General features: G+C 73.0%; 23 protein-coding genes. 14 read left to right on the forward strand and 9 right to left on the reverse strand.

Annotation, left to right across the window (positions count from 1 at the left end; all coding sequences use genetic code 11):
- Positions 1-129: 129 nt before the first annotated feature.
- Both ACIOGX_RS10360 and ACIOGX_RS10365 read left to right on the forward strand, forming a co-directional pair.
- Positions 130-1,173, forward strand: a complete 1,044-nt coding sequence (locus ACIOGX_RS10360; protein ID WP_401911860.1) for a 5-dehydro-4-deoxyglucarate dehydratase — start codon at positions 130-132, stop codon at positions 1,171-1,173.
- Complete coding sequence (locus ACIOGX_RS10365) at positions 1,170-2,348, forward strand: hypothetical protein (RefSeq protein WP_401911863.1); 1,179 nt, start codon at positions 1,170-1,172, stop codon at positions 2,346-2,348. Before ACIOGX_RS10360 ends, ACIOGX_RS10365 begins: the two co-directional genes overlap by 4 nt.
- Here ACIOGX_RS10365 and ACIOGX_RS10370 read toward each other — a convergent pair.
- Positions 2,331-3,575: an MFS transporter gene (locus ACIOGX_RS10370; protein WP_401911866.1), complete on the reverse strand. Its 1,245-nt coding sequence runs from the start codon at positions 3,573-3,575 to the stop codon at positions 2,331-2,333. The genes ACIOGX_RS10365 and ACIOGX_RS10370 overlap by 18 nt on opposite strands.
- A 311-nt stretch (positions 3,576-3,886) precedes the next feature.
- Between ACIOGX_RS10370 and ACIOGX_RS10375 the strand changes: the two genes are divergently transcribed.
- Complete coding sequence (locus ACIOGX_RS10375; RefSeq protein ID WP_401911868.1) at positions 3,887-4,189, forward strand: hypothetical protein; 303 nt, start codon at positions 3,887-3,889, stop codon at positions 4,187-4,189.
- The gene (locus tag ACIOGX_RS10380; protein WP_401911870.1) at positions 4,186-5,826 is read left to right on the forward strand and encodes an amidase; all 1,641 of its coding nucleotides are present in this window, start codon (positions 4,186-4,188) and stop codon (positions 5,824-5,826) included. The genes ACIOGX_RS10375 and ACIOGX_RS10380 overlap by 4 nt, the downstream gene beginning before the upstream one ends.
- A gap of 155 nt (positions 5,827-5,981) precedes the next feature.
- Here ACIOGX_RS10380 and ACIOGX_RS10385 read toward each other — a convergent pair whose 3' ends face one another.
- Positions 5,982-7,430 (reverse strand): penicillin-binding transpeptidase domain-containing protein, encoded by a 1,449-nt coding sequence (locus ACIOGX_RS10385; protein WP_401911873.1) that lies wholly within the window; start codon positions 7,428-7,430, stop codon positions 5,982-5,984.
- A gap of 135 nt (positions 7,431-7,565) precedes the next feature.
- On the reverse strand, positions 7,566-8,336 hold the full coding sequence (locus ACIOGX_RS10390) for an IclR family transcriptional regulator (RefSeq protein ID WP_356517231.1): 771 nt from the start codon (positions 8,334-8,336) through the stop codon (positions 7,566-7,568).
- Between the two features lie 225 nt (positions 8,337-8,561).
- Here ACIOGX_RS10390 and ACIOGX_RS10395 point away from each other — a divergent pair, with 225 nt between their 5' ends.
- From ACIOGX_RS10395 to ACIOGX_RS10435, 9 genes are all read left to right on the forward strand, one after another.
- The gene (locus ACIOGX_RS10395) at positions 8,562-10,094 is read left to right on the forward strand and encodes an aldehyde dehydrogenase (NADP(+)) (RefSeq protein ID WP_356517233.1); all 1,533 of its coding nucleotides are present in this window, start codon (positions 8,562-8,564) and stop codon (positions 10,092-10,094) included.
- Between the two features lie 60 nt (positions 10,095-10,154).
- Complete coding sequence (locus ACIOGX_RS10400; protein ID WP_383971159.1) at positions 10,155-10,772, forward strand: DUF1349 domain-containing protein; 618 nt, start codon at positions 10,155-10,157, stop codon at positions 10,770-10,772.
- 221 nt (positions 10,773-10,993) lie between these two features.
- Positions 10,994-11,536, forward strand: a complete 543-nt coding sequence (locus ACIOGX_RS10405) for a GNAT family N-acetyltransferase (protein ID WP_401911877.1) — start codon at positions 10,994-10,996, stop codon at positions 11,534-11,536.
- A gap of 167 nt (positions 11,537-11,703) precedes the next feature.
- Positions 11,704-12,981, forward strand: a complete 1,278-nt coding sequence (locus tag ACIOGX_RS10410) for an SDR family oxidoreductase (protein ID WP_401911880.1) — start codon at positions 11,704-11,706, stop codon at positions 12,979-12,981.
- A 76-nt stretch (positions 12,982-13,057) separates the two neighbouring features.
- On the forward strand, positions 13,058-14,371 hold the full coding sequence (locus tag ACIOGX_RS10415; RefSeq protein WP_401911882.1) for a cytochrome P450: 1,314 nt from the start codon (positions 13,058-13,060) through the stop codon (positions 14,369-14,371).
- 242 nt (positions 14,372-14,613) lie between these two features.
- Positions 14,614-14,964 (forward strand): hypothetical protein, encoded by a 351-nt coding sequence (locus tag ACIOGX_RS10420; RefSeq protein WP_401763427.1) that lies wholly within the window; start codon positions 14,614-14,616, stop codon positions 14,962-14,964.
- Between the two features lie 184 nt (positions 14,965-15,148).
- Positions 15,149-15,385: a hypothetical protein gene (locus tag ACIOGX_RS10425; RefSeq protein WP_356517243.1), complete on the forward strand. Its 237-nt coding sequence runs from the start codon at positions 15,149-15,151 to the stop codon at positions 15,383-15,385.
- Positions 15,386-15,502: 117 nt separating this feature from the next.
- Complete coding sequence (locus tag ACIOGX_RS10430) at positions 15,503-16,240, forward strand: DsbA family oxidoreductase (RefSeq protein WP_356517245.1); 738 nt, start codon at positions 15,503-15,505, stop codon at positions 16,238-16,240.
- A 69-nt stretch (positions 16,241-16,309) separates the two neighbouring features.
- On the forward strand, positions 16,310-17,359 hold the full coding sequence (locus ACIOGX_RS10435; protein ID WP_401911887.1) for an aminotransferase class V-fold PLP-dependent enzyme: 1,050 nt from the start codon (positions 16,310-16,312) through the stop codon (positions 17,357-17,359).
- Positions 17,360-17,389: 30 nt separating this feature from the next.
- On the opposite strand, the gene ACIOGX_RS10440 is transcribed toward ACIOGX_RS10435, so the two are convergent.
- The 5 genes from ACIOGX_RS10440 to ACIOGX_RS10460 are packed head-to-tail and all read right to left on the reverse strand — an operon-like array spanning position 17,390 to position 22,187.
- On the reverse strand, positions 17,390-18,223 hold the full coding sequence (locus ACIOGX_RS10440) for an amino acid ABC transporter ATP-binding protein (RefSeq protein WP_356517249.1): 834 nt from the start codon (positions 18,221-18,223) through the stop codon (positions 17,390-17,392).
- Positions 18,220-19,239 (reverse strand): amino acid ABC transporter permease, encoded by a 1,020-nt coding sequence (locus ACIOGX_RS10445; RefSeq protein WP_356517251.1) that lies wholly within the window; start codon positions 19,237-19,239, stop codon positions 18,220-18,222. The genes ACIOGX_RS10440 and ACIOGX_RS10445 overlap by 4 nt, the downstream gene beginning before the upstream one ends.
- A 25-nt stretch (positions 19,240-19,264) precedes the next feature.
- Entirely contained in the window at positions 19,265-20,287 is a 1,023-nt protein-coding gene (locus tag ACIOGX_RS10450; protein ID WP_401911890.1) for an ABC transporter substrate-binding protein, read from the reverse strand.
- Positions 20,287-21,093 carry a deaminated glutathione amidase gene (locus ACIOGX_RS10455; RefSeq protein WP_401911893.1) on the reverse strand — a complete coding sequence of 269 codons (807 nt, stop codon included), beginning with the start codon at positions 21,091-21,093 and terminating at the stop codon, positions 20,287-20,289. The genes ACIOGX_RS10450 and ACIOGX_RS10455 overlap by 1 nt, the downstream gene beginning before the upstream one ends.
- Before the next feature lie 23 nt (positions 21,094-21,116).
- Positions 21,117-22,187 carry a hypothetical protein gene (locus tag ACIOGX_RS10460; RefSeq protein ID WP_401911895.1) on the reverse strand — a complete coding sequence of 357 codons (1,071 nt, stop codon included), beginning with the start codon at positions 22,185-22,187 and terminating at the stop codon, positions 21,117-21,119.
- 209 nt (positions 22,188-22,396) lie between these two features.
- Here ACIOGX_RS10460 and ACIOGX_RS10465 point away from each other — a divergent pair, with 209 nt between their 5' ends.
- Positions 22,397-23,788 carry a PLP-dependent aminotransferase family protein gene (locus tag ACIOGX_RS10465; RefSeq protein ID WP_401911898.1) on the forward strand — a complete coding sequence of 464 codons (1,392 nt, stop codon included), beginning with the start codon at positions 22,397-22,399 and terminating at the stop codon, positions 23,786-23,788.
- On the opposite strand, the gene ACIOGX_RS10470 is transcribed toward ACIOGX_RS10465, so the two are convergent.
- Positions 23,741-24,295, reverse strand: a complete 555-nt coding sequence (locus ACIOGX_RS10470) for a MarR family winged helix-turn-helix transcriptional regulator (RefSeq protein ID WP_356517260.1) — start codon at positions 24,293-24,295, stop codon at positions 23,741-23,743. The genes ACIOGX_RS10465 and ACIOGX_RS10470 overlap by 48 nt on opposite strands.
- Positions 24,296-24,451 lie beyond the last annotated feature (156 nt).

The following is a 24,451-nucleotide window of genomic DNA, read 5'->3' on the forward strand; positions in this document are numbered from 1 at the left end:
CTGGGTTGCGGTTTTCCGTCTTGACCTGCGGTCCGCGACTGCCCTAGCGTGGCGTTGTTCAGAGATATGGACATCGATCAGAATTGTGCACGAGCGGTCGCCGCTCGACGCATGGCCCAGGGAGCGCCCGTGACCTCAGCCCCGCTCGCCGCCCGCCTGACGCACGTGGCCGGGCCGCTGTTCTTCCCCGTCACCCCGTACGGGCCCGACGGCGCGCTCGACCTCGACGCGTACCGCGCGCATGTCGGCGAAGGCGTCGCCGGGGGAGCCGCCGCCGTCTTCGCGTGCTGCGGCACCGGCGAGTTCCACGCCCTCACGCCGGAGGAGTTCCGCGCCTGCGTGGCCGTGGCCGTCGAGGAGACCGCGGGCCGCGTCCCGGTCGTGGCGGGCGCGGGGTACGGCACGGCGCTCGCCGTCCAGTACGCGGGGATCGCCGAGGAGGCCGGCGCGGACGGGCTGCTCGCGATGCCGCCCTATCTGGTCGTCGCCGACCAGGAGGGCCTGCTGCGCCACTACACCGCGCTGGCGGGCGCCACCTCGCTGGAGACGATCGTCTACCAGCGCGACAACGCCGTCTTCACCCCCGAGACCGTCGTGGAACTCGCCCGGGTGGACGGCATCGTCGGCCTCAAGGACGGATACGGCGACCTCGAACTGATGCAGCGCATCATCAGCGCCGTACGCACGGAGGAGCCGGACCGCGACTTCCTCTACTTCAACGGCCTGCCCACCGCCGAACTCACCGGCCTCGCCTACCGGGGCATCGGCGTCACCCTCTACTCCTCCGCCGTCTTCTGCTTCGTCCCCGAGATCGCGCTCGCCTTCCACCGGGCGCTGTCCACCGGCGACGACGCCACCGTCGACCGTCTGCTCGACGGCTTCTACCGCCCCCTGGTCGAACTGCGCGGCAAGGGACGCGGATACGCCGTCTCGCTCGTCAAGGCGGGCGTCCGGCTGGGCGGACTGGAGGTCGGGGAGGTACGGCCGCCGCTGAGCGAGCCGCAGCCCGCGCACATCAAGGAACTGGCCGAGATCATCGAGCGCGGCCGGGCCGTGCTGCGGAGCGGCGACGCGGGCGAGGACGGAAGCGGAGGGACGGACGGACACGTGGGCGGAAGCGCGGGCCCGGACGGCGCGGGCACCGGGACCGGTACGGAAGGCGGCGCCGCGTGAAGACCTCGGCCTTCCTCTACCCCTGGGACGTGCTGGGCGACCCCGACGCCCCCGCCAGGATCGCGGACCTCGGCGTCCGGCAGGTCACCCTCGCCTCCGCCTACCACTCCACGCGCGCGCTGACCCCGCGCCATCCGCGCCATCGCGTGGTCACCGCGGAACACGCCGCCGTCCTCTACCCGCCGGACGACGGCCGCTGGGCGCCCCACGAACTGCGCCCGTACACCGCCGGGTCCTGGGCCCCCGGCGACGCGTACGGCGAGGCGGCGGCGGCCCTGGCCGACGCCGGACTCGACGTGCACAGCTGGGTGGTCCTCGCGCACAACTCCCGTCTCGGCGCCGAGCGTCCCGGCACCTCCGTGGTGAACGCCTACGGCGACCGCTATCCCTGGGCGCCCTGTATCGCCAGGCCCGCGGTCGGCGCGTATCTGGTGGAGCTGGCGGCCGAGGCCGCCGTACGCCCCGGCGCGCGCGGTACCGAGCTGGAGTCCTGCGGCTGGTACGGGCTCGCGCATCTGCACGCCCACGACAAGATCGCCGGCGTCGGCCTCGGCGACGCGGCGCAGTACCTGATGTCGCTCTGCTTCTGCGCCGTCTGCCGGGAGGGATACGCGGGCCTCGGGGTTCCGCCCGGTGAACTGGCCGCCGCCGTACGGCGCGCGCTGGGGCCCGTCTGGGCCACCGGCTCCGCCGAGTCGGGCTGGTCCTCGGTCGAGAAGCTCCTCGGCGCGGACCTCGCCGCCGTCACCGCCGAGTGGCGCGGCTCGGTCGCCCGTACGCTCCAGGAGGGGGCCGTCGCGGCCGTACGCGCGGAAGCGGGGCCCGGTTTCCAGGTGCTGCTGCACGCCGATCCGGCGTCGTACCACGTAGGCGCCAACGCCGGGGTGGACCCGGCGCACATCCTCGGGGTCGCGGACGGGGTCGTCCTGCCCTGTACCGGGGGCGCGGCGGAGACGATGCTGAGCCCGTTCGCCGGACACGCCACCGAAGCGTCCGTCCTGGCCGCCAACTTCACGGTCGTCACCGGCATGGGCGGCAGGCCGGCCGCTCTCGCCGACGACGCGGCGCGGGCGAAGGCGCTCGGGGCCACCGAACTGCGGCTGTACCACGCGGGACTGGCGTCGGACGCGGATCTGACGGCCGTCGGGAAGGCGCTGTCAGACCTCGGTGGCTGAGCCGGGCGGCCACGGCCGCGGGGTCTTCTTCCGCGCGTGACCGGAGGCGGCCAGCACCCCCGCGGTGAGCAGCCCGGCCGCCCCGGTCAGCGGCAGCAGCACGGCCGGGTCGGCCAGCGCGATCAGCCCCGCGCCGAGCGCCAGCGCCAGCGCGTTGGGCACGTACATCAGCGTGTGGGCGGTGGCCGCCGTCCGGCCCAGGACCGGGGCCGGGATGTCGCGCTGCACCGCCGTCAGCGCCGCGATCAGCACACACGGCAGCCCGGCGCCGATCCCGGCGGCGCTCGCCAGCACCACCGCGTCGTACGGCAGCGCCCGCGCCGCCACGGCCAGTGCGAACAGCGCGATACCGGCGGCGGCGAACACCCTCTCCGGCAGCCGCCGCAGCAGCGGGCCCGCCAACAGCCCCGCCAGTACGGACCCGGCGCCCTGCACCGCGTACAACACCCCCACGTACGTGGGGGAGTGGCCGAGCCCGCGGTCGACGACCGCGTAGACGGCCGCGCCGTTGAGCCCGGCGAGCAGCATCGTCGCCGACGCGGCCAGCACGAGGGGCCGTACCGCCGGCGCGTCGCGCAGCGCCCGGACGCCCTCGGCCAGGCCCGCCGCCCGGCCGCCGGCGGGGGCCCGGCCCGGCTTCTCCTCCCGTACGCGCATCGCCGCGAACAGCCCGGCGGCCAGGGCGAAGGTCACCGCGTCGAGCAGCGCCACGGAGCCGCCGCCGAACCGGGCGCAGAGCGCGGCGCCCGCGAGCGGCGCCAGCAGCTTCATGCCCTCGTTGGCCATCATCCGCAGCCCGTTGAAGTCGCCCAGCAGCCGGGGGTCGATCGCCGTGGCGACCAGAGCCGACTCCGCCGCGTCCTGGAGGACCCCGCTCGCGCCGTGGACGAACAGCACACAGAACAGGATCCAGACTCGGTCCGCCGAGTCGACGGCGAGCAGCAACGGCAGCAGCGCCGCCATGGCGAGATTGCAGCCGATCAGCAGGGGCCGCCGGCGCACCCGGTCGGCGACCGTCCCCAGCAGGGGTCCCGCCAGCGCGGGCGCCCACAGCGCGAAGACCGTGAGCGCCGCCAGACTGTCCGAGCCCGTCAGCGACTTGGTCCAGATCCCGGCCGCCGGCCACATCGCGGAGGTACCGAATCCGGACACGACGACACCCGTCAGATACAGCCCCGCGTCACGGTCCCGCAGCACGCTCCCGAGACCTGCCCCGCCCCGCCCCATTGCCCCACCGGCCCCTTCCGCCTCGCGGTGCACGTCCCGCGCGCTTCCCGCACGCCTCCTGCTACGGGCGTCAGAGTGGCCTGTGAGGACCCGGCCCGCGCATCGGGCGATCGCCCTACTCCCGGGCGGGGAAAGGGCCTTAGACGGGCTCAGGGCGACTCAGGACGGCACCGGGGCGGCACCGGGGCGTGTGTGTGGGCTGAGCGTTCTCTGTAACGCCCGTGAAGCATGTGCTCAACGGGGCAGTCATCGACGGCTGATGAAGTCCAGCCTGCACCCCCCCCGCGCGGCCCGCACATCCGGAGGTTCTGTTGAGCCAGCCTCAGCCACCCACACAGGAGCAGTTGGACGCCTACATACGGACCAGACTGGCGCTGGCCGGCGTCGATCTCGATCTGCTGCCCACGCGGCCCGACCCCGCGACCGGCGTGCCCACCCGTGACCAGGCGCTGCGTTCGCTGCGGTCCTTCGTCGCCACGGTTCCCGCGGCCATCGCGGGCTGGGCGCCGCCGGTGAGCGGGGCGCCGGCCGCCGCGTACGCGCAGCAGGCCGCGCCGCCGCTGCTCTATCCGTCGATCACCGAGGCCTGGACCGGAAAGGCGGACGGACGGTGAGCCGCGCCGTCAACCGCCGGATCTTCCTGGCCGGTTCCGCGGCCGTGACCGGCGCCGTCGTGAGCGGCACCGCCCTCGCGCCGCCCGCCGCCGCCGTCTCCCCGGCGAGTGCCGAGAGCGCCAAGAACGTCAAGAGCGCCAAGAGCGCCAAGCCGTACGTCCCCGACCTCGACGCGGCCGGCATCGAGGTGCGTGACGCGGCGCGCCGCGACCCCACGGAGGCGACCCTCGCCGAGGCCGCGGTCCTGATGAGCCGCCGCAAGCTGACGTCCACCACCCTCGTCGAGGCGTATCTCGACAGGATCGGGACCTACGACTCCACCTATCAGGCGTACGCCGAGGTGACCGGCGAGGCCGCGCTCGCCGCGGCGCGCGAGGCCGACCGGAGCGGCGGGCGGCGCGGGGCGCTGACCGGCATCCCGCTCTGCGTCAAGGACAACTACTTCACGCGCGGTGTGCCGACGCGCTGCAACTCCCTCATCTTCGCGGACCTCGTCCCCGACCACGACGCCACCGCCGTCGCGCGGCTCACCGCCGCGGGCGGCATCGTCCTGGGCAAGGGCCAGATGGGCCCGCTCGCCACCACCCGCGCGACCACCCCGAACGGGACGGTCACCACCGTCAACGCGTGGACGCCGGACAACCCGGCCACCGACCCGGGCGGTTCCTCCACCGGCCCCGCCTGCGCGGTCGCCGGCCGGATGGCCTCGTCCTCCATCGGTACGCAGACGGGCGGATCCATCGTCCTGCCCTCCAACCGGCAGAACCTCACCGGGCTGAAGCCCACCATGGGCCGGATCTCCGCGTACGGCGTGATCCCCCTGTCGTACACCCGGGACCATCCGGGACCGCTGGCGCGCGACGCGATGGACGCGGCGCTGATGCTCGCCGTGATGGCGGGGCCCGACGCGCACGACCCGCGCACGCTCGGCCTGCCCGGCCTGCCCGATCTCGTACGGGCCGCGACCCCCGTGGTCTCGCGGGGCGGCGCCGTACGGATGCGCAGGGCCACCCGGATCGGGGTGCCCGCCGGCTTCCTCGGTACCGAGACGGCGGTGCGCGGGGCGTTCCTCGACCGGCTCGACGCCCTGTCCGGCGTGACGCTGGTCGACATCGCCTATCCGGCCGACTGGGCGCTGCTGACCGGCGTGTTCAACGACGCGCGGCTGTCCGAGCGGACGGAGCCGTTCCGGCACTGGCTGCGCGAGGACCCGGCCCTGTTCGGCGTCTCGCTGCTCAGCTGGCTCCAGGGGCTGATGCTCTCGGGCGACGAGTGGATCACGGCGCAGCGGGCCAAGAACCATCTGCTCCGCGAGGTCCTCGACGGCGTCATGTCCCGCTGCGACGTGCTGCTCCAGACGGGACCCGTGCCGTTCGACATCCTCGGGCTGCCGGAGATCGCGTTCCCCATCGGGTTCACCGCGGGGCTTCCGTCCGGGGTCATCCTCGGCGGCGCGCCGTACGAGGAGGACCGGCTGCTGGAGGTCGCGGCCGCCTATCAGGCGGTGACCGACTGGCACACCCGGCGTCCCGCCGACCCCGCGGCCCCGGCGGTCTCCGGGCCGAGCGCCAAGCGCGCGGCGGGTGCGGGACGGCCGCGGCTCACGGCCGAGGAGGCGGCCTCCCGGAGCGCGTAGCGGTCGTCGGCGCGCAGCGCTCCTCGGCCGATCCTGTCCGATCCCGTTTCCCCCCCGGCCGTGCCACAGGGTGCGCACGGCCGGGGCACCCGGATCCCGTCCCGGTCACCCGGCCCCGTTCATGCGGTCCCGGTCACCCGGTCCCGGTCACCCGGTCATTGCAGCGCCGCCGTCATCATCTTCTGCGCGATCGGCGCGGCCAGACCGTTCCCGCTGACCTCCGAACGCGCCGCGCCCGAGTCCTCCACGACGACCGCCACGGCCACCTCCTTGCCGGTGGACGAGTCCTTCGCGTACGAGGTGAACCACGCGTACGGCGTGTTGACGTTGTCCACGCCGTGCTGCGCCGTGCCCGTCTTGCCGCCCACCTCCGCGCCGTCGATCCGCGCGTTTGTCCCCGTACCGTCCTCGACGACCGTCACCATCGCGCTGCGCAGCTGCTCGGCCGTCGACGAGGAGACGATCCGCCGCGTATCGCCGTCCGGGTACGACTGGATCGTGTCCCCGCTCGCGTCCACCACCTTCGACACCATGTGCGGCGCCGCGAGCAGCCCGTCATGGGCGAGGGCCGCCGAGACCATGGCCATCTGGAGCGGTGTCGCGGTCACATCGAACTGGCCGATCCCCGTCAGCGCCGTCTGCGCCCGGTCCATGCCGGACGGATACACGCTCTCCGAGGCGCGCACCGGCATCTCCCGCGTGGCGTCGTCGAAGCCGAACTTCTCCGCCATCGCCCGGACCTTGTCCTGGCCGAGATCGTCGGCCATCTTCGCGAAGACGGTGTTGCAGGAGTAGGCGAGGGCGGTGCGGATGGTGGCGTTCTCGCACGGCGCCGCAGTGTTCTCGTTGCGCAGGACGGTGGTCGTCGTGGGCAGGGTGTACGGATCGGGGCTGTCGGTCCGTTCGTCGACCGAGCCGTACAGACCGTCCTCCAGCGCCGCCGCGGCGACCACCAGCTTGAACGTCGAGCCCGGCGGGAGCGGCTGCCGCAGGGCGCGGTTGACCATCGGCTTCTCCGCGTCCTCCGTGAGCCGCTTCCAGGCGTCGCCGTCCGTGGTGCCGCTGATCTCCGTGGGGTCGTACGAGGGGGTGCTGACCACGGCGAGCACCCGGCCGGTCACCGGGTCGATCGCGACGGCCGCGCCCTTCTTGCCGCCCAGCGCGCGGTATCCGGCCTCCTGAACGGCGGGGTCGATCGTCGTCAGGACATCGCCCGGCGCGGTCCGCTCGCCCATGATCGCGTCCAGCGGGTTCTTCAGCCGGCTGTCCGTCCCGTCCAGGACGCCGGAGTAGATGCCCTCCAGCTGGGTGGAGTCGTACGCCTGTGAGCTGTAGCCCGTGACAGGCGCGTAGAGCGCGCCGTCCGTGTACGTGCGCGCGTACGCCAGATCGCCGCTCGCCGTCTTTCTGGAGCCCGTGACCGGCGAGCCGGCCACGATGATGTCACCGAGCGGCTGCGCGTACCGCGCCATGACGTTCCGCCGGTTGTGCTTGTCGTCCGCGAGGGCCCTGGCCTCGTACGCCTGCACCCAGGTGGCCCGCACCAGCAGCGCGAGCACCAGCAGCAGACAGATGACCGCTGTGTGTCTGATCGTCTTGTTCATCCCGTATGAGGGACGAGCGGCGGCGCGGACGGCGTTCCCGCCCCGCGCGCTTCTCAGGAATTCCTCATCCGCGATCCCTCATGCCCCGGCGCGGGCGGGGCGGGCGGGGCCGGGAGCCGGCCGGGTCCCCGCCGGTCAGAGCCGCCGGGTGGCGAGCGTGAGCCGGTCGCGCGCGTCGAACAGCGTGTCCTTGATCATCTGCTCGTGCCCGGGGGTGAGCCGGGCCACCGGCACCGAGCAGCTGATCGCGTCGCGCGCCGGTGTCCGGTAGGGGATGGCGATACCGAAGCAGCGCAGCCCGAGCGTGTTCTCCTCGCGGTCCACCGCGTAGCCCTGCTCGCGTACGGTGTGCAGCTCCTCGATGAGCTTCTCGCGGTCGGTGATGGTGTGCTCGGTCAGGGCGGGCAGGGTCTCCGGCAGCATCGTGCGCACCTGCTCGTCGCTATGGGTGGCCAGCAGCGCCTTGCCGAGCGAGGTGGAGTGCGCGGGCAGCCGGCGGCCGACCCGGGTGAACGGCCGCAGATAGTGCTGGGACTGGCGGGTGGCGAGATAGACGACGTTCGTGCCGTCGAGCCGCGCGAGGTGGATGGTCTCGCTGGTGTCGTCGGAGAGCCGGTCCAGCGTGGGGCGGGCGGCGGCGACGACCTCGTCACCGTCGATGTACGAGGTGCCGACCAGCAGCGCCCGTACGCCGATGCCGTACCGCGTGCCCGTCGCGTCCGTCTCCACCCAGCCCAGCTCGACGAGCGTGCGCAGCAGCATGTAGAGGCTGGACTTGGGGTAGCCGACCGCTTCCTGGACGGCGGCGAGCGAGTGCATGCCGGGGCGTCCGGCGAAGTACTCCAGCAGTTCCACCGTCCGCACAGCGGACTTCACCTGTGCCCCACCGGTCTCCGCGGTCGACATCGTTCCTCGCCCCTTCTCGCCCACTGGACTTGCTCTCCTGACCACTCTTGACCACACGGAACGCGCGGAAATAGAGTCCTTAAGGATTCACCATCTAGAACTCTGTTCAGAATACCGAACAAGTTCCGGGAGGTGGCAACGGTCCGTACGTCGCTCACTCGGTCGATCGGTACGTCGGTACGTCGGGTCCATTGGTACGTCGGTACGTCGGGAAGGAAAGTCGCGGTGGCAGCAGCACCAGTCTGGAGTGTCGACCCCCGAACAGGGAAGCAGCGCGAGCAGGTCGCGCACGAGGCGACGGCGGAGGAGGTCGACCGCGCGGTACGCGGCGCGCACGCCGCTCGGACGGCGCTCGCCGACCGCACCGTGCGCGCCGCTCTGCTCCGTACGGCGGCCGATCTGCTCGACGAGGCGGGAGAGCACATCATCGAGGCCGCGGACGCGGAGACCGCGCTCGGCCCCGTCCGGCTCACCGGCGAACTCGCCCGGACCACCGCCCAGTTGCGGGCCTTCGCGGAGGTCGTCGACGAGGGGGCCTTCCTGGACATCCGCATCGATCACGCCGACGCGGACCGCACACCGCCCTGGCCCGATCTGCGCCGCTGGAAGGTGCCGCTCGGCGTCGTCGCCGTCTACTCCGCGAGCAACTTCCCGCTCGCCTTCTCCGTGCCCGGCGGCGACACCGCGAGCGCGCTCGCGGCGGGCTGCCCCGTGGTCGTCAAGGCGCACCCGGACCATCCCGCCACCTCCGAGCTGTGCGTCTCCGTGCTGCGCAGGGCCGCCGCGGCGGTGGGGCTGCCCGAGGACGTGGTGAGTCTGGTGCACGGCTTCGAGGCGGGCGTCGAGCTGGTACGGCACCCGCTGGTGTCGGCGGCCGGCTTCACCGGTTCCGTCCGCGGCGGACGCGCGCTCTTCGACGCCGCCGCCGCCCGGCCCACGCCCATCCCCTTCCACGGCGAACTGGGCTCCCTCAACCCCGTCGTGATCACCGAGGCCGCCGCGGCCGAGCGCGCCGAGCAGATCGGTGCGGGGCTGGCCGGCTCGATGACGCTGGGGGAGGGGCAGTTCTGCACCAAGCCCGGATTCGTCCTGGCCCCGGCCGGTGAGCAGGGCGACCGGCTGGTGAAGTCCCTGACGGCGGCCGTCAGCGAGACCGAGCCCGGCGTGCTGCTCGACCACCGGATGCGGGACGCCTTCGTCGCGGGCGTACGCGAACGGGCCGCGCTGCCCGGCGTGGACGCCCCGATCACGCCCGGCGCCGGCGGCGAACACACGGTCAGCGCCGGCTTCCTGACCGTGGACGCGGAGCTGCTGACCGCCGGGGGAGCGCACGATCTGCTGCTGGAGGAGTGCTTCGGCCCGGTGACCGTCGTCGCGCGGTACACCTCGCGGGACGAGATCACCTCGGTACTCTCGCGGCTCCCCGGCAACCTCACCGCCACCCTCCAGCTCGCCGAGGAGGAGGCCGACGGGAGCGCGCCGGGCGCCGCGGGGCTGCTCGCGGAACTGACCCCGCTGGCCGGACGCGTGCTGGTCAACGGCTGGCCGACCGGAGTCGCCGTCGCGCCCGCCCAGCACCACGGCGGCCCCTACCCGGCGACCACCTCCACCTCCACCTCGGTCGGCGCCACGGCGGTCGAGCGCTGGCTGCGCCCGGTCTCGTACCAGTCCACCCCGGCCGCGCTGCTCCCGCCGGAGCTGCGCGACGACAACCCCCTGGACCTGCCGCGCCGGGTGGACGGCCGTCCGGAGAACTGACCACCGAGAACCGACCGCCGGGAGCCGAGCATGGAGAGCCGAGAACTGTGAGCCGAGCACATGAGTGACCGGACGATCGACCTGCCCGGACTGCCGTTCCCGCTGCGGCCGTACGGCCCCGACGGCGCGTGGCGCTACGCGGACGGAGCGCTCACCGGCCGGGCGGGCGCCCGTCAGGACCGCTTCGTACCACCGGCGGGCGCGTCCCTGGAGCCTTCCTCCGACGCGCCCCGCCTGCTCGGCACCCCGGACGGCGACTTCCAGCTGATCGCCCGCGTCACGGTCGGCTTCGCCGCCGCCTTCGACGCGGGGGTGCTCACCCTGGAGGCCGACGCACAGCACTGGGCGAAGCTCTGCCTGGAGCTGTCCCCGGAGCGCCCGACGATCTGTACGGTCGTCACCCGCGGCCACTCCGACGACGCCAACTCCTTCGTGGTGGACGGCGACAGTCACTGGCTGCGGATCAGCCGCACCGGCCGGGCGTTCGCCTTCCACGCCTCCCCGGACGGCGAGCGGTGGACCTTCGTCCGGGTGTTCACGCTGGGCACGGCCGCGCAGGCCGCGGCGGCGCGCGTCGGTTTCCTGGCGCAGTCGCCCACGGGCGAGGGGTGCGAGGTCACCTACGACGGGATCGTCTTCCGGCCGGAGGGACTCGCGGACGCGCGGGACGGCAGCTGAGACTCCACCGCGCCGGGGGCGCCCGGCGCGCCCCCGGCGGGCCGGGAACCAGCGGGCCGGGAACCAGCGGGCCGGGAACCAGCGGGCCGGGAACCAGCGGGCCGGGGAACCAGCGGGCCGGGGACGCGCCTGGCCGGGGGGACGCGCCCGGGAACCGCCGCCGCTCCCGGCGCGTCTCCGGCCCTATGACCAGCCCCCTGCCCAGTTCCATGCCCAGCCCCATGAGTCCGCCCCTGAGCGGCCCGGTGATCAGGACCGCGGTGCCCGACGACCTCGACGCCGTCGCGGCTCTGCACGCCGAGGCCCGTGCCACGTACTACCGCGGCCATCTGCCGGAGGACGAGTACGACGGCCCGGCCGAGCGCGCCCGTGGCCGCGCGGGGTGGGCGCGGGCCCTCGCCGGGGAGGACCCGGAGGCGGCGGTCCTCTGCGCCGTGGACGACACCGGGCTCGTGGGCATCGCCGCGTACCGCCCGGTCGAGGGCGTCCTGACGCTCACCCAGTTCCATGTCGCCCCGGCGAGGTGGCGCCGCGGCGTCGGCGGCACGCTGCACGCCGCGTGCGTCGGCGCCTGGCAGCGCGCCGGAGCCGGTACGGCACGGCTCGAGGTGTACGAGCACAACACGCGCGCCCAGTCCTTCTACGCCCGCCAGGGCTGGTATCCGGACCCCCACCATCCGCGCCATGACACCCACCTCGTCCTGCGGTTCGAGGTCCCGGAGCGCCAGGCCGTCGGTCCGGAGGGCAAGACGAAGAGCGGGTAGGTCACCCGATGGGGTGGAAGGTTCCCGGGTGGCGCATAAGGAGAGGTTAAAGGCCGGTCGCCCGGGATAGGTTCGGTCTCCTCGTGAGCCGGTTCCGGGTGACTCCGGGGCCATGAGTGGGTCTCCGAGCGAGTGGACGCTCCCCGCGAAGAATGTGAAGAGACGGCATGCCCGATCCTGAATTGCCCGACCCGGACCCCGACGAACCCGACGAACCCGGTGTCGTGGTGTCCGGCCCCTCCGAAGCGCCGGGCCCCTGCCGCGGTCCCGACCCGGCCACCCCCGCCCTGGCCGGCTCCACGATCGCCGTCAGCGGAGCCACCGGCTTCCTCGCCTCGTATCTGCTGCTGCATCTGCTGCCGCAGGGCACCCGGGTGGTGGCGCTGGTGCGCAAGCCCCCGCACCGGGCCATGGCCGCTCTCACGCTGGCCCTGCGTTCGGCCGGGGCGCCGGCCGAGACCGTACAGCGGGTGGCGCGTCAGGTGCGGGCCGTCCAGATCACCCTCGACCGCCCCCGGCTCGGCCTGTCCCAGGGCGAGTTCCAGACGCTCGCGGACAGTGTGGACGCCGTTCTGCACTGTGCCGCGCTGACCAAACTGCACGGGGACGCCTGGGAATTGCACCGGACCAATGTGGAGGGCACCCGGCAGATCCTCGCGCTGGCCGCGGCCGGCCGCCGTGCCCCGCATCTGTTCCATGTCAGCACCGCGTTCGTCGCCGGAGCGCGGTTCGACGGCGTCGTACCCGAGCGGCAGTTACAGGCCGACGGCTTTCTCACGCCGTACGAGGAGTCCAAGTACGGCGCCGAGCGGCTGGTCCACGAGTGGGCGCGTACCCCGGGCCGGAGCGCCACGGTCTTCCGGCCCAGTGTGCTGATCAGCGACCGGGCCGCGCTGCCCTGCGCACCGCAGCACACCTACGCCGTGCTGGCCGCCAAGCTGACCCTCTTCCTGAGGCACGGCCCCCGGGCGCTGGTCGACTCCTCCTCCGCCCCGCTCGACGCCACGGGACGACTGACGATCCGGCTGCTGGGCGCTCCGGACGCCAGCATCAACCTGTTGCAGGTCGACGACGCGGCCCGCGCGATGCTGCGCCTCGCCGAGCAGGTGACCACCACCACGGACACATCGGACGTACCGCCCGGGGCGCGCGTCCACCACATCGTGCACCCGACCGAGACGCCGGTGACGCGCGTGAACGAGGCGCTCCAGCGGTGTGTGCCCTGGCTGCGCCTCGCGCTGGTCCCCGACCGGCCCTACCCCAGCGGTCTGGAGCGTGCCGTGGATCTGTACGGCGCCGAGGCCACGGCCTATCTCGGGCTGCGGCGGCGCTACGAACGCACCAGCCTGTGCGAGCTGGAACGCCGTCGGCTGGTCCGCCCCCCGGCCCCGGTCGACAACCCCTACCTGGACGCCGCACTCACCCCACCCGCCATGGCTCGCTGACGCGGCCGGCCACCCGAGGAGAGACCATCAGCGATTCGACGGAGGACCGGATCACCGCCCTCGTCCTCACCACCGCATGACGGGTGCACACCCGCCGGCCCCGGGGCCGGTCCCGCTGGCCTGCCCGGCCCTGCACGAGCGCGGATTCGGCGCCGCCGCGCGACGCCTCACCGCACCGGACGGGCCCGCCCTGCGCCCGGTCACGCTCGGCGGCGGTCTGCGCGCCTGGGCCGCCACCGGCCCCGCCGTCGCGCGCGGCGTTCTCACCGACCCCCGGCTGACCAATGACATCGGTGAGGTGGGCGGTCCGGTGCAGGGCTTCCCGGACCGCCGCTACCCCGAGGACTTCTTCGCCCACGCGCCGCAGTTGCTCTCCGCGTCCGGGGAACGCCACCGCGGGCTGCGCCGTATCGTCGCCCCGTACTTCACCGCCGCCGCGACGGAGCGTACGGGCGCGCGGCTGCGGGACGCGCTGGACCGGATCATCGGCTCGCTGGCCGGACGCGGCCGGATCGACATCGTCACCGATCTCGCCCTGCCCCTGGCCGGGGCGACGGCCGGGGAGATCCTCGGCATCGTCCCCGAGCGGCGCGCCGCGGCGGTGACGGCCGCCCTCGCCGCCAGCGGCGCGGTCCCGGGCACCGAGGAGGCCCGGTCGGCGCACCATGTCTTCGCCCAGACGGTCCTGCACATCATCGGCGCCGCGCGCCGCTCCCCGGACCCCACCGCCGCCACGGCGCTGCTGCACGCCCGGCAGAGCGGACGGATCGGCAACGCCGAACTGGCCGGGATGCTCGGCATGCTGCTGATCGGTACGGTCGACTCGCTCTCCACCGTCGTCCCGTCGGGCGCCCTCATGGCCTTGCGGCGCCCCGAGGTACGGCACGGTCTCGGCGCCGGTCACGGCGGCGGCCCCGCGTACACGACGGCGGTCACCGAGGAGATCCTGCGGCTGAACCCGCCCTTCCAGCACACGGGTTGGCGGTTCACCCGGGACGACTGCGTCCTCGCGGGCGTCCCGCTGCCGCGCGGCGCCGTGGTCGTCACGTCCGTCCTCGCGGCCAACCTCGACCCCGCCGCCTGGCCGGATCCGCTGCGTGCCGACCCGCTGCGCGGCGATCCGCTGCGCGGCGATCCGGCGCGCGCCGATCCGGCAGGTGCCGACGCGCACCGCCGTGCCACCGCCGGTCATCTCTCCTTCGGGCACGGGCCCCACTACTGCCTCGGCGCGGCGCTCGGGCGCCGGCTCGTGCACGAGGCGCTGACGGGCCTCTTCCGCCGCTTCCCGCGGCTGAGCCTCGCCGTACCCCTCGACGAACTCACCTGGCACGGTACCTGTCTGCGCCGGCTCGACCGGCTCCCCGCGGACACGTGCCCCCGGGCCCCGTAGGGCGCCGGGCCCCGTAGGGCGCTCGGCGGGGCCGACGGAAAGGGAGATCCTGACCTGGGCATATGCGACCGTGGGGCGCGTTCGCGCTGCCCCGCGGTCGAGGGGAACACGGTGACGGCGGCGCCGGCCGGGGCACAGAAGAGCGATTCCCGGACTGCTTTCGGGTGACGCGCCGCCTTTGAGTCTCCGCGCCCGGACCCTGTCGTGGAGCCTCATGGCGTCACGACGAAGGAGTCACTCGTATGCGTCTTCGCACCACCCTGGCCGCCGCCGCCGGCGCCCTCGCCCTGCTCGTCTCCGTACCCGGCTCCGCTTCGGCGGCCGACGGTGAATTCACCTATGTCTATACGGATATCGCGGGAAAGCCACGGGTCGGGGGAGTGGTGGACCCCGGCAACTGGGTCTGCGTCACCCTTCCGGAGGCGGCGGGCGAATACGTACCGCCCGCGCATACGCCCCGCAACCACACGACGGCCACCGCGGTCGTCTTCACCGGTCCGGACTGCGACGGCGACGCGTACACCCTGCGCCCCGGCGGCTCGGCGAGCGAGCGTCTCACGCTGCGGTCCGTCGTGTTCTTCCAGCGCTTCTGAACGAAACCGCCCCGTCCCGTCCGGCTCACCGGGCCGGGCGGGGCATTTCCCTGTCCGGGAATTCACCGGTCCCCGGGGGAGGGGTGGCCGCTGTTTCAACCGTCCGGGATAGCGGGCAATCATGCGTCGTCGTTCCGTGGGCCACTACGTTCCGTGGGCCATGACGCCGGACAGGAGATCCAGCATGGAATACGAAATGCGCGCGCAGTACGCGGAGGGCGCCTCACCCCATGACGCGGAACCCCGATTCGAGATCTGGCACATGACGCGACTGGACCGGACGACCGCGCTGTGCGGACGCGAACTGGACCCGGACGCCGCCACCCAGAGCGCGCACGCCTGGGGCACCCCCGCCGGGCAGCCCCTCTGCCACGCCTGTGGTGCCTCCTACATCCACCAGGTGCCGCACGACGTCCCGTGAGGGACCGAGGGACGGGCGGGGAATCCCACGGGCCGCGGACGCGTTGCCGAAGCGGCGGAGGCTGCCTCCGGCAGCCCCCTGGCAACGACACCCACGACCCTGGAGAGAAGCGGAAACATGCGCGTCGAGATCTGGAGCGACATCGCCTGTCCCTGGTGCTACATCGGCAAGGCCCGGTTCGAGAAGGGGCTCGCCGCCTTCGCCCACCGGGACGAGGTCGAGGTGGTCCACCGGTCGTTCGAGCTGGATCCGGGGCGCGCCAAGGGGGACACCGGGCTGGTCGTCGACATGCTGGCGGCCAAGTTCGGGCGCAGCCGTACGGAGGCGCTCGCCATGGAGGAGGGCGTCGCCGCCAACGCGCGCTCCGAGGGGCTCGGATACCGGATCGAGGGGCGCGATCACGGCAGTACGTTCGACATCCACCGGCTGCTGCATCTCGCCAAGGCCAGGGGCCGCCAGGACGAACTGCTGAACCTCTCCTACCGGGCGAATTTCGCCGAGGAACGCTCCGTCTACGACCAGGAGACCCTGATAGCCCTCGCCGTCGAGGCCGGTCTGGACGAGGCGGAGGCCCGCGAGGTGCTCGCCGACGCGGACGCGTACGCCGACGCGGTGCGGGCCGATGAGCGCGAGGCCGCCGAACTGGGCGCGAACGGCGTGCCGTTCTTCGTGCTCGACCGGCGTTACGGCGTCTCCGGCGGGCAGCCGGCCGAGGTGTTCACTCAGGCGCTGGAGCAGGCGTGGCAGGGGCGCGTGATCACACCCGTCGGCGGGCCGTCGCCCGACGCGGGGGTCTGTGACCCGGACGGCGCCGACGGCTCCTGCGAGATTCCGCAGGCCGGGGCCCATTCATAAGGATTGCTTGGGAGTGCCGTTCACCCATGCGCGATTGACTATGAGGTGGCCGGGTTCCAGGGTGGATCCATGGACACCCTGGGAGGCGCCGAGTTCGCGCCGGATACGACATATCTGAATACGTCCAGCTGCGGTCTGCTGCCCCGCAGGTCGGTCGAGGCCGTACAGACGCTGGCCCGGGAGAACGGGACCGGCCGGGGCGGTGAGGGCGCGGGCAGTTTCGAGACCGTGGGCGCCGCGCGCGACTCCTTCGCGCGGCTGGCCGGGGTCCCCGCCGAGCGCGTCGCGGTGGGCGGCTCGGTCGCCGTCCATGTCGGACTGATCGCGTCCGCCCTGCGGCCCGGCGACGAAGTCCTCTTCCCCGAGGGCGAGTTCAGCTCGGTCATCACCCCCTTCGCGGTCCGCGGCGACCTCCTGCTCCGGTACGCGCCGCTGGAGAAGCTGGCCGCGGAGGTGCGGCCGGGCACCGCGCTGGTGGCCTTCTCCGCGGTCCAGTCCGCGGACGGCAGGGTCGCCGATCTGCCCGCGCTCCGGGCCGCCGCGGCGGCGCACGGCGCCCGTACGCTGCTGGACGCGAGCCAGTCGGCCGGCTGGCTGCCGCTGGACGCGGGGGCGTACGACTACACCGTGACCGGCGGGTTCAAGTTCCTGCTCTGCCCGCGCGGTACGTCCTTCCTCACCGTGACCGAGGAGGCCCAGGAGACACTGACACCCCGGCACGCGGGCTGGGTGGCCGCCGAGGACCTCTGGGGCAGTACGTACGGGCCCGTCGAGCGGCTGGCCACCACCGCGCGCCGCTTCGACGAGCCGCCGGCCTTCCTCTCGTACCACGGCGCCGAGCGCTCCCTCACGCTGCTGGAGGAGATCGGCGTCGACAGGATCCACGCCCATGACACCGCGCTCGCCGCCCGCTTCCGCGCGGGACTGACGGGGCTCGGCCATGAACCGGTCCCCGGCGAGTCGGCGATCGTGTCCGTCCCGGGACTGACGCACCGCCACCCCGATCTGCGCCGGGCCAAGGTGGCGGTGTCGCTCCGTGCCGGGTACGTACGGGCGTCGTTCCACCTCTACAACACCACGGCCGATGTGGACCGGGCGCTGGACGTGCTCGCCGGCTGAGCGGTCGGCGCGACTTCCGGACGTACGTGTCTAGAGGAAGCGCCCCAGGAAGGCCCGGGTGCGTTCGTGGGAGGGGTGGTCGAGCACCTCCCGGGGCGTGCCGCTCTCCAGCACCCGCCCGCCGTCCATGAAGACCACCCGGTCCGCCACCTCCCGCGCGAAGCCGATCTCATGGGTCACCACGAGCATGGTGAGACCGTCCCGGGCCAGATCGCGCATCGTGGCGAGGACCTCGCCGACGAGTTCCGGGTCCAGGGCGCTGGTCGGCTCGTCGAAGAGCATCAGTTCCGGCCGCATCGCCAGGGCACGGGCGATGGCGACACGCTGCTGCTGGCCGCCGGAGAGCTGACGCGGATAGGCGCTCGCCTTGTCCGACAGGCCCACGCGCGCCAGCAGCGCCAGCGCCGTCTCCCGTGCCTCGGCCTTCGGCGTACGGAGCACCCCCACCGGGGCCTCCATGACATTGCCCAGCACGGTCAGATGCGGGAAGAGGTTGAAGTGCTGGAACACCATGCCGATGTCACGGCGCTGGCGGGTCACCTCGCGGGGGCGCAGATGGTGGACGCGGGAGCCGGACCGGCGGTAGCCGATCAGCCGGCCGCCGACATGGATGGAGCCCGCGTCGATCTGTTCCAGATGGTTGATGCACCGCAGGAACGTCGACTTGCCCGACCCGGACGGGCCCAGCAGCACCACGACCTCGCCCGCGCGGACTTCGAGGTCGATGCCGCGCAGCACTTCCAGCGGGCCGAACCGCTTGTGGACGTCGTGGGCCACGACGAGGGGCGGGCCCGCCGCCGGGTCCACCGGGGCGTCCGGCGCCGAGTCCACCGGCGCGTCCGTCGCGGGAGCGTCCTTGGTCATCGGGTCTCCTCCTGCTGTGTCGACTGCTCCCGCCCGGCGGGAGACGGGGCCGCGCGGCGGCGGAAGAACGCGAAGTCCCAGAAGCTCTGGGGGGTGTTACGGGTCGCCCCGCGGGCGTAGTACCGCTCGATGAACGACTGCCCGACGTACAGCACGGACGTCATGACCAGGTACCAGAGGCACGCGACGATCAGCAGCGGGATGGTCTCGAAGGTGCGGTTGTAGATCGACTGCACGGTGTAGAGCAGATCGGCCAGGGCGATGACGCTCACCAGCGAGGTGGCCTTCATCATGTTGATCACCTGGCTGCCGGTGGGCGGCACGATGAACCGCATGGCCTGCGGCAGTACGACGCGGCGCAGTATCCGCGCCCTGCCCATGCCCAGCGCGGCGGCGGCCTCCGTCTGGCCCTGGTCGACGCCGAGCAGACCGCCGCGCACGATCTCGGCCATGTACGCGGCCTCGTTGAGACCGAGACCGAGGATGGCGGCGAGCAGCGGTGTGATGAGCGAGTTGGTCTGCCCGCTGAGGAACTCCGGCCCGAACGGCACCCCGAACGAGATCCGGGGCAGCAGCGCCGAGAGGTTGTACCAGAACACGAGCTGCACCAGGACGGGGATGCCGCGGAAGAACCAGACGTACGCGCCGCAGACCGCGCTCAGCACCCGGTTCTCCGACATCCGGCCCACCGCGACGAGTACGCCGCCGACGATGCCGATCAGCATGGCGACCACGGTCAGCTCGATCGTCGTGGCGATGCCCTCACCGATGACCTGCGCGCCGAAGTAGCTGCCGACGGTGGACCATTCGAAGTTCGGGTTGGTCACCAGGAAATGGCCGAGCTGCGCGGCGAGGACCGCGAGCACCAGGACCGAGAGCCAGCGCAGCGGATGGCGGACGGGGGCGGCTCCCGCCACGTCCACGGAGGTGACCGTGGAGGGCCGGTGCTTCTCGGTGTTCTCCCCGGCGGTGCCGGGGCCGGTGGTTCCGGTGGTGGGGGAGTGTGCGGTGGCCATGGGTCGGCTCACCTCCTCACTGGGGTCAGGCGTCGCCGCCGAGGTTGATGCCGGGCTTGTCCAGGACGTTGGCGGACAGCCCCCACTTCTTCATGATCTGGCCGTAGGCGCCGTTGTCGATGAGCTTCTGGATCGCCTTGACGAGTACGTCGCGCAGCGGTGAGTCCTTCGCGACGACGGCGCCCTGGTAGAGGTCGTTGAAGCCGTTGGACTGGCCGGTGCCGGTCAGTTCCAGGTCTCCCTTGGCCTGCGCGACGAAGTAGGTGAGCGGCGCCTGCGAGGAGAAGAACGCGTCGGCGCGGCCGGAGCGCACGGCCAGGATGGAGCCGGGCTGGTCCTTGTAGGACTGGATCGCGACGGCCGGCTTGCCGTCCTTGACGCACTTCTCGTTCTGCGCCTTGATCACGCCCTCCGCCGAGCCGCCGCCCATGACCGCGATGCGCTGTCCGCAGGTGCTGTCGAGGTCCTTGATGCCGTGCGGGTTCCCCTTCGGTACGGCGAAGACGACGAACTCGCGTACCCAGTCGACGAAGTCGTTGGCGCCCTGGCGGTCCTTGAAGTCCCCGACCGGGCCGATCGCGAGGTCGTAGCGGCCGGCCTTGATACCCGTCAGCTCGCTGGGCAGACCGTCCGCGGTCAGATGCTCGATCTTCACGCCGAGGAGCTGCCCGAGGGCGGTGGAGAGATCGGCGGAGGCGCCGGTGAGGCTGTGACCGTCCGAGCCGGCGATCTCGTACGGCGGGAAGGAGCCGTTGTTGACCGACACCAGCTTGCCGGACTCGCGGTTCTTGGCGGGCAGTTGGGCGTGCAGCGCCTGGTCCGCCGCCAGCGCGGGCTGGGCCGCCCCGGCTCCGGAGCCGCTGGAGCTGTCGGTGGCGCCCTCCGCCTGGGGCGGGTTGGCGCCACAGCCCGCGAGGACGAGACAACAGGACAGGGCGGTGGTGGCCGCGACGACGGCGCGCTTCGGGACGCGCGCCGGGAGTCGCTTCGGAACGCGCGCCGGACGTCGCTTCGGGGATCGCTTCGGGACTCTCGTCTGTGGGCTCATCAGTGGGCTCCGAGGGGGAGGACGGTCGGGTCGACGGTGAACCGGCGGTTGGCCAGGACGGGCAGTGCCCGGCGGGCCGCCGCCGTGATGCCGGGGTCTGCCTCGGCCCAGGCGAGACCGGGCCCGGCGGCGAGCCGGGAGCGGACGGTGCCGAGCGGGTCCACGACGAGGCTGTTGCCGATATTGCGCGGACCGCACTCGCCGCTGGCGGCCACCCAGCAGGTGTTCTCCAGGGCCCGCGCGGTGATCATGACCTCCCAGTGGCGTTCCTTGGCCGGGCCGCGCACCCAGGCCGCGGGCAGCGCGAGCACCTCGGCGCCCGCGTCGACGAGCAGCCGGGCCAGCTCGGGGAAGCGCACGTCGTAGCAGGTCATCAGGCCGACCTTGACGCCGGCCACCTCGACGAGGACGGGCGGCTCGTCCGCCGGGCGGACATGGGCCGACTCCTGGTCGCCGAAGGCGTCGTAGAGATGGATCTTGCGGTAGCGGGCGATCAGCTCCCCGCCGCGCAGGGCGACCAGGGTGTTGAACACCCGGCCGTCGTCGGACGGCTCATGGATGCCGACGATCACGGTGGTGCGGCCCCCGGCGGTGGCGGCGCGCAGTCCGGTGACGAACGGGCCGTCCAGGGGCTGGGCCACCTCACGGATGCGGTGCCGGTCCTCGGTGAAGCGGGCCAGGACACCTTCGGGGAGCACGAGCAGATCCGCGCCGCCCTCCTCCGCCTCGGCGGTCAGCTCCTGGCAGGCGGCCAGATTGTCCTTCCAGTCGGGGGTGGCGGCGAACTGTCCGACGGCTATGCGCATGGTGGACGACTCCGGGGTGAGTTTCAGTTGGCGGGTGCGGGTGCGGGTGCGGGTGCGGGTGCGGGTGCGGGTGCGGGTGCGGGGGTGGCCGCCGACGCGGCCGGGGCCGGGGCCGGGGTCGCGGGCGCCGGTACGGTCGCGAGCGCGGCCTCGGGGAAGACCACGCCCGGGTCGATGGGCTCGGGCCAGATCCCCTGCGCGTACAGCTCCTCGCAGAAGGCGCGGGTCATCGCGGCGTTGGGCTCGGTCCCGTACGGCATCCAGTCGTCCCCGAACAGCAGGGCCGACTCGGTCAGCTCGCCCAGCAGCCACGGGGTGGTGTCGGCGAGCAGCCGGCGGCGCGCGACCCAGCGGCGCTTGGACCGCTCCAGCCCCGCGAGCAGCGCGCCGGGCAGCGTGGGATGGGCCTCGACGGTCTCCCGTTTGAGCGTGACCAGATGGATCCCGGGGACGAACCCGGTGGCCGACCAGTACGCGCGCTCCGCCTCCCGGTGATCGTCGAGCAGATGCCGGAAGCGGCTGGCCGGGGTGAACAGCTCCCGCGGCATGAACGGCGTGAGGATCGCGTCCAGCCGGCCGGCGGCCAGCTCCTCCTCCAGCGACTCGCCCTCGGCCATGGCCGAGACATACGGCGGGAGCGGCCTGCTGCCCAGCCGGTCCTTGCCCGACTCGCCGAGGGTCAGGGGACCCACGCGCCACTCGACGCCCGCGAGATCCACGCCTTCGGCGCGCAGCAGGGCGCGGGTCCAGGTGTTGCCGGAGTCCGGCCAGCCGGTGAGCCCGATCCGGGCCCCGGCCAGCTCGCCGAGGGAGCGCAGCGGGCTGTCCGCCCGTACCAGCACGCAGCGCTGCCGGAAACCGCGCATGACGAACGCGGGCAGCCCGACCAGCCGGTCGTCACCCGCCGCACGGGCCTGGACATAGCGGCTGAACGAGGTCTCGCCCCCATCGAGACCGGGCTCGGCGAGCACATCGGGGGTGATGTCCCGTGAGTCGATCCGGACCGTGAAGCCCGCTACGTCCACCGTCCCCGTGGCCAGCGGTACGACATGGTCCCAGTCGCGAAGTCCCAGACGGATCACGGGAGATGACACAGCAGACACTCCTTGCAGGTGGTGCGTTTTCTCGCAACGTCACGCATAGCCCGTATTCAGCCTCAATCGGCCATATCCGGCCGTGCGATGGCTGGAACACTATTGTTCAGCGATAGGGCAAACAAGATCTGGTTTGTGTCCGAACATAAATTTTCCATGCCGTAACCTACGGAGCACATGCCAGGGTTCGGCCCGACGAGGGGTGGGCGATGCAGGAGAACGCGGTCGACAGGACGTGGGCGGCCGGTCCGCGCGGCGCGGTCAGGCTGGCCGGGCGCATCACGGACACCAGCGCGCGCGGGGTCGCCGCCGCCATGACGGACCTCATCCGCTCCGGGGAGCTGGCGCCCGGCAGCACACTGCCGACCGTGCGCGCTCTCGCCGCCGAGCTGGGCGTCAGCCCCGGCACCGTCGCGGACGCGTGGGCGGTGCTGCGCAAACACCGGATGATCACCACGCTCGGTCGGCGCGGCAGCGTCGTCAGCGGCCCGCCGGCGGTCCCGCACCCGGTCCGCTTCGAGCGCGTCGGCGACCTCGGCTCCCATCTCACGCTGGACCTCGCCGTCGCGGCCCCGGACCCGGCCCTGCTGCCCGCGCTGGAGGACGCCCTCCTCGCCGGCGCGCGCAGCCCGCGGCTCAACGACTACTCACGCTCGGCCATCACGACCGCGCTGCTGGACGCCGTACGGGGCACCTGGCCGTTCGAACCGGACGGCTGGATGGCCGTCGGGGGCGGCTACGAGGGGGTGCAACTGCTCTGCCAGGCACTGATCGTGCCGGGGGACCGGGTCGCGGTGGAGGACCCGACCGCCGCGCGGCTGCTGGACATCCTCGAAGCGCTCGACGCGCAGATCGTGCCCGTCGCCTGTGACACGGAAGGGCCGCTCCCCGACTCCCTCGCGCGGGCGCTCGAACAGCGGCCGGCGCTCTTCCTGCACCAGTCGGGAGCCCAGGCGCCCTGCGGCTGGACGGTCGGCGAGGAGCGGGCGGCGGCGCTGGCGGCGACGCTGGAGGCCGCCCCGAACGTGATCGTCCTGGAGGACGACGGCATCGGCCCCGCCGCCATGGAACCGGCCGCGAGCATCGGTGCGCACCTTCCCGGCCGTACGGTCCTCGTGCGCTCGTACTCCAAGTCGTACGGGCCCGATCTGCGCATCGCGGTGGTCGGCGGGCCGAGGGAGGTCGTCGAACGGGCGCGGGTGCTGCGTACGTTCGGTACGGGCTGGACCAGCCGGATCCTCCAGGACGCCCTGGCCCATCTGCTCACCGACGACGCGACGACCCGGCATGTACGCGCCGCCGCCCGCCGCTACGGCCTGCGGCGCACCGCCCTGGCCACGCGCCTGGCCGCGCACGGGGTGCCCACCGCGAACCGGGACGGTCTGATGCTCTGGGTGCCGGTGGCGGACGAGACCTCGGCGCTGGTCACCCTGGCCGCCCGGGGTGTCACCGTCTCGCCGGGCAGCCGGTTCTGCGTCGCGTACTCCCGCCCCCATGTCCGGATCGCCACCAGCAGGCTCACGGAGGACCCGGCGGCCCTGGACGAGACGGCGTCACTGATCGCGCTGGCCGCCTTCGCGTCGGCCGGCCGGATGGACTGACGACCGTTCCGGGCAGTCCGCCGTCTCCCCGCACAGGTTGGCCTCGACCTTGGCGAGCAGCCGGGCCAGCTCCGCCTGTTCGGCGTCGTCGAGTCCCGCGAGGGTGTGCTTCTCCAGCTCCGTCCAGGCGTCCTCCACCTCGGCGCGCAGGGTGCAGCTGTCGCCGGTGGCCGTGACCAGTACGGCGCGCCGGTCCTGGGGGTCGGCGGAGCGCCGTACGTACCCCGCGTGGTCGAGCCGCTGGAGCATCTTGGTGACCGTCGAGGGGTCGAGGTCCATCGCCTTGATCAGCTCGGACTGCCGTACGGCGTCCGCGTCCCACAGATGCATCATCAGGAACTCCTGGCCCGGGTAGAGGCCGGTGCGCCGCAGCAGTTTCCCCGCGGCGATGCGGTGCAGCCGGGCGACCCGGGAGAGGGCGTGGCTGACCGGGCCGCCGCGCGCGGCGCCGGGCGGCTGGACGGGACAGGCGGGGTCGTCGGAGGTCGCGGGCGGGTCCGAGATCATGGCGACAAGTTTAACTTGGTCGGCCAATAATCGACCCCGGGAATGGACTAGGGTGACGGACGGTTGATTACTTGGTCGACCACATAATGTGTCGGCCGTGTGTCGCGCGCCGCGGCGCCGCCCTCGTCCGTCCCGTTCTTCCACGACCGCTAGGGG

This window comes from Streptomyces sp. NPDC088147 (assembly GCF_044741565.1).
Classification (GTDB): Bacteria; Actinomycetota; Actinomycetes; order Streptomycetales; family Streptomycetaceae; genus Streptomyces.

Coding starts and splice junctions, on each gene's coding strand:
- ACIOGX_RS10370 (WP_401911866.1), bottom strand. CDS start 3,575: ATGGGGCGGGGCGGGGCAGGTCTCGGGAGCGTGCTGCGGGACCGTGAC.
- ACIOGX_RS10385 (WP_401911873.1), bottom strand. CDS start 7,430: ATGAACAAGACGATCAGACACACAGCGGTCATCTGTCTGCTGCTGGTG.
- ACIOGX_RS10390 (WP_356517231.1), bottom strand. CDS start 8,336: ATGTCGACCGCGGAGACCGGTGGGGCACAGGTGAAGTCCGCTGTGCGG.
- ACIOGX_RS10400 (WP_383971159.1), top strand. CDS start 10,155: ATGAGTGACCGGACGATCGACCTGCCCGGACTGCCGTTCCCGCTGCGG.
- ACIOGX_RS10405 (WP_401911877.1), top strand. CDS start 10,994: ATGAGTCCGCCCCTGAGCGGCCCGGTGATCAGGACCGCGGTGCCCGAC.
- ACIOGX_RS10410 (WP_401911880.1), top strand. CDS start 11,704: ATGCCCGATCCTGAATTGCCCGACCCGGACCCCGACGAACCCGACGAA.
- ACIOGX_RS10415 (WP_401911882.1), top strand. CDS start 13,058: ATGACGGGTGCACACCCGCCGGCCCCGGGGCCGGTCCCGCTGGCCTGC.
- ACIOGX_RS10420 (WP_401763427.1), top strand. CDS start 14,614: ATGCGTCTTCGCACCACCCTGGCCGCCGCCGCCGGCGCCCTCGCCCTG.
- ACIOGX_RS10425 (WP_356517243.1), top strand. CDS start 15,149: ATGGAATACGAAATGCGCGCGCAGTACGCGGAGGGCGCCTCACCCCAT.
- ACIOGX_RS10430 (WP_356517245.1), top strand. CDS start 15,503: ATGCGCGTCGAGATCTGGAGCGACATCGCCTGTCCCTGGTGCTACATC.
- ACIOGX_RS10435 (WP_401911887.1), top strand. CDS start 16,310: ATGGACACCCTGGGAGGCGCCGAGTTCGCGCCGGATACGACATATCTG.
- ACIOGX_RS10440 (WP_356517249.1), bottom strand. CDS start 18,223: ATGACCAAGGACGCTCCCGCGACGGACGCGCCGGTGGACTCGGCGCCG.
- ACIOGX_RS10445 (WP_356517251.1), bottom strand. CDS start 19,239: ATGGCCACCGCACACTCCCCCACCACCGGAACCACCGGCCCCGGCACC.
- ACIOGX_RS10450 (WP_401911890.1), bottom strand. CDS start 20,287: ATGAGCCCACAGACGAGAGTCCCGAAGCGATCCCCGAAGCGACGTCCG.
- ACIOGX_RS10455 (WP_401911893.1), bottom strand. CDS start 21,093: ATGCGCATAGCCGTCGGACAGTTCGCCGCCACCCCCGACTGGAAGGAC.
- ACIOGX_RS10465 (WP_401911898.1), top strand. CDS start 22,397: ATGCAGGAGAACGCGGTCGACAGGACGTGGGCGGCCGGTCCGCGCGGC.
- ACIOGX_RS10470 (WP_356517260.1), bottom strand. CDS start 24,295: ATGATCTCGGACCCGCCCGCGACCTCCGACGACCCCGCCTGTCCCGTC.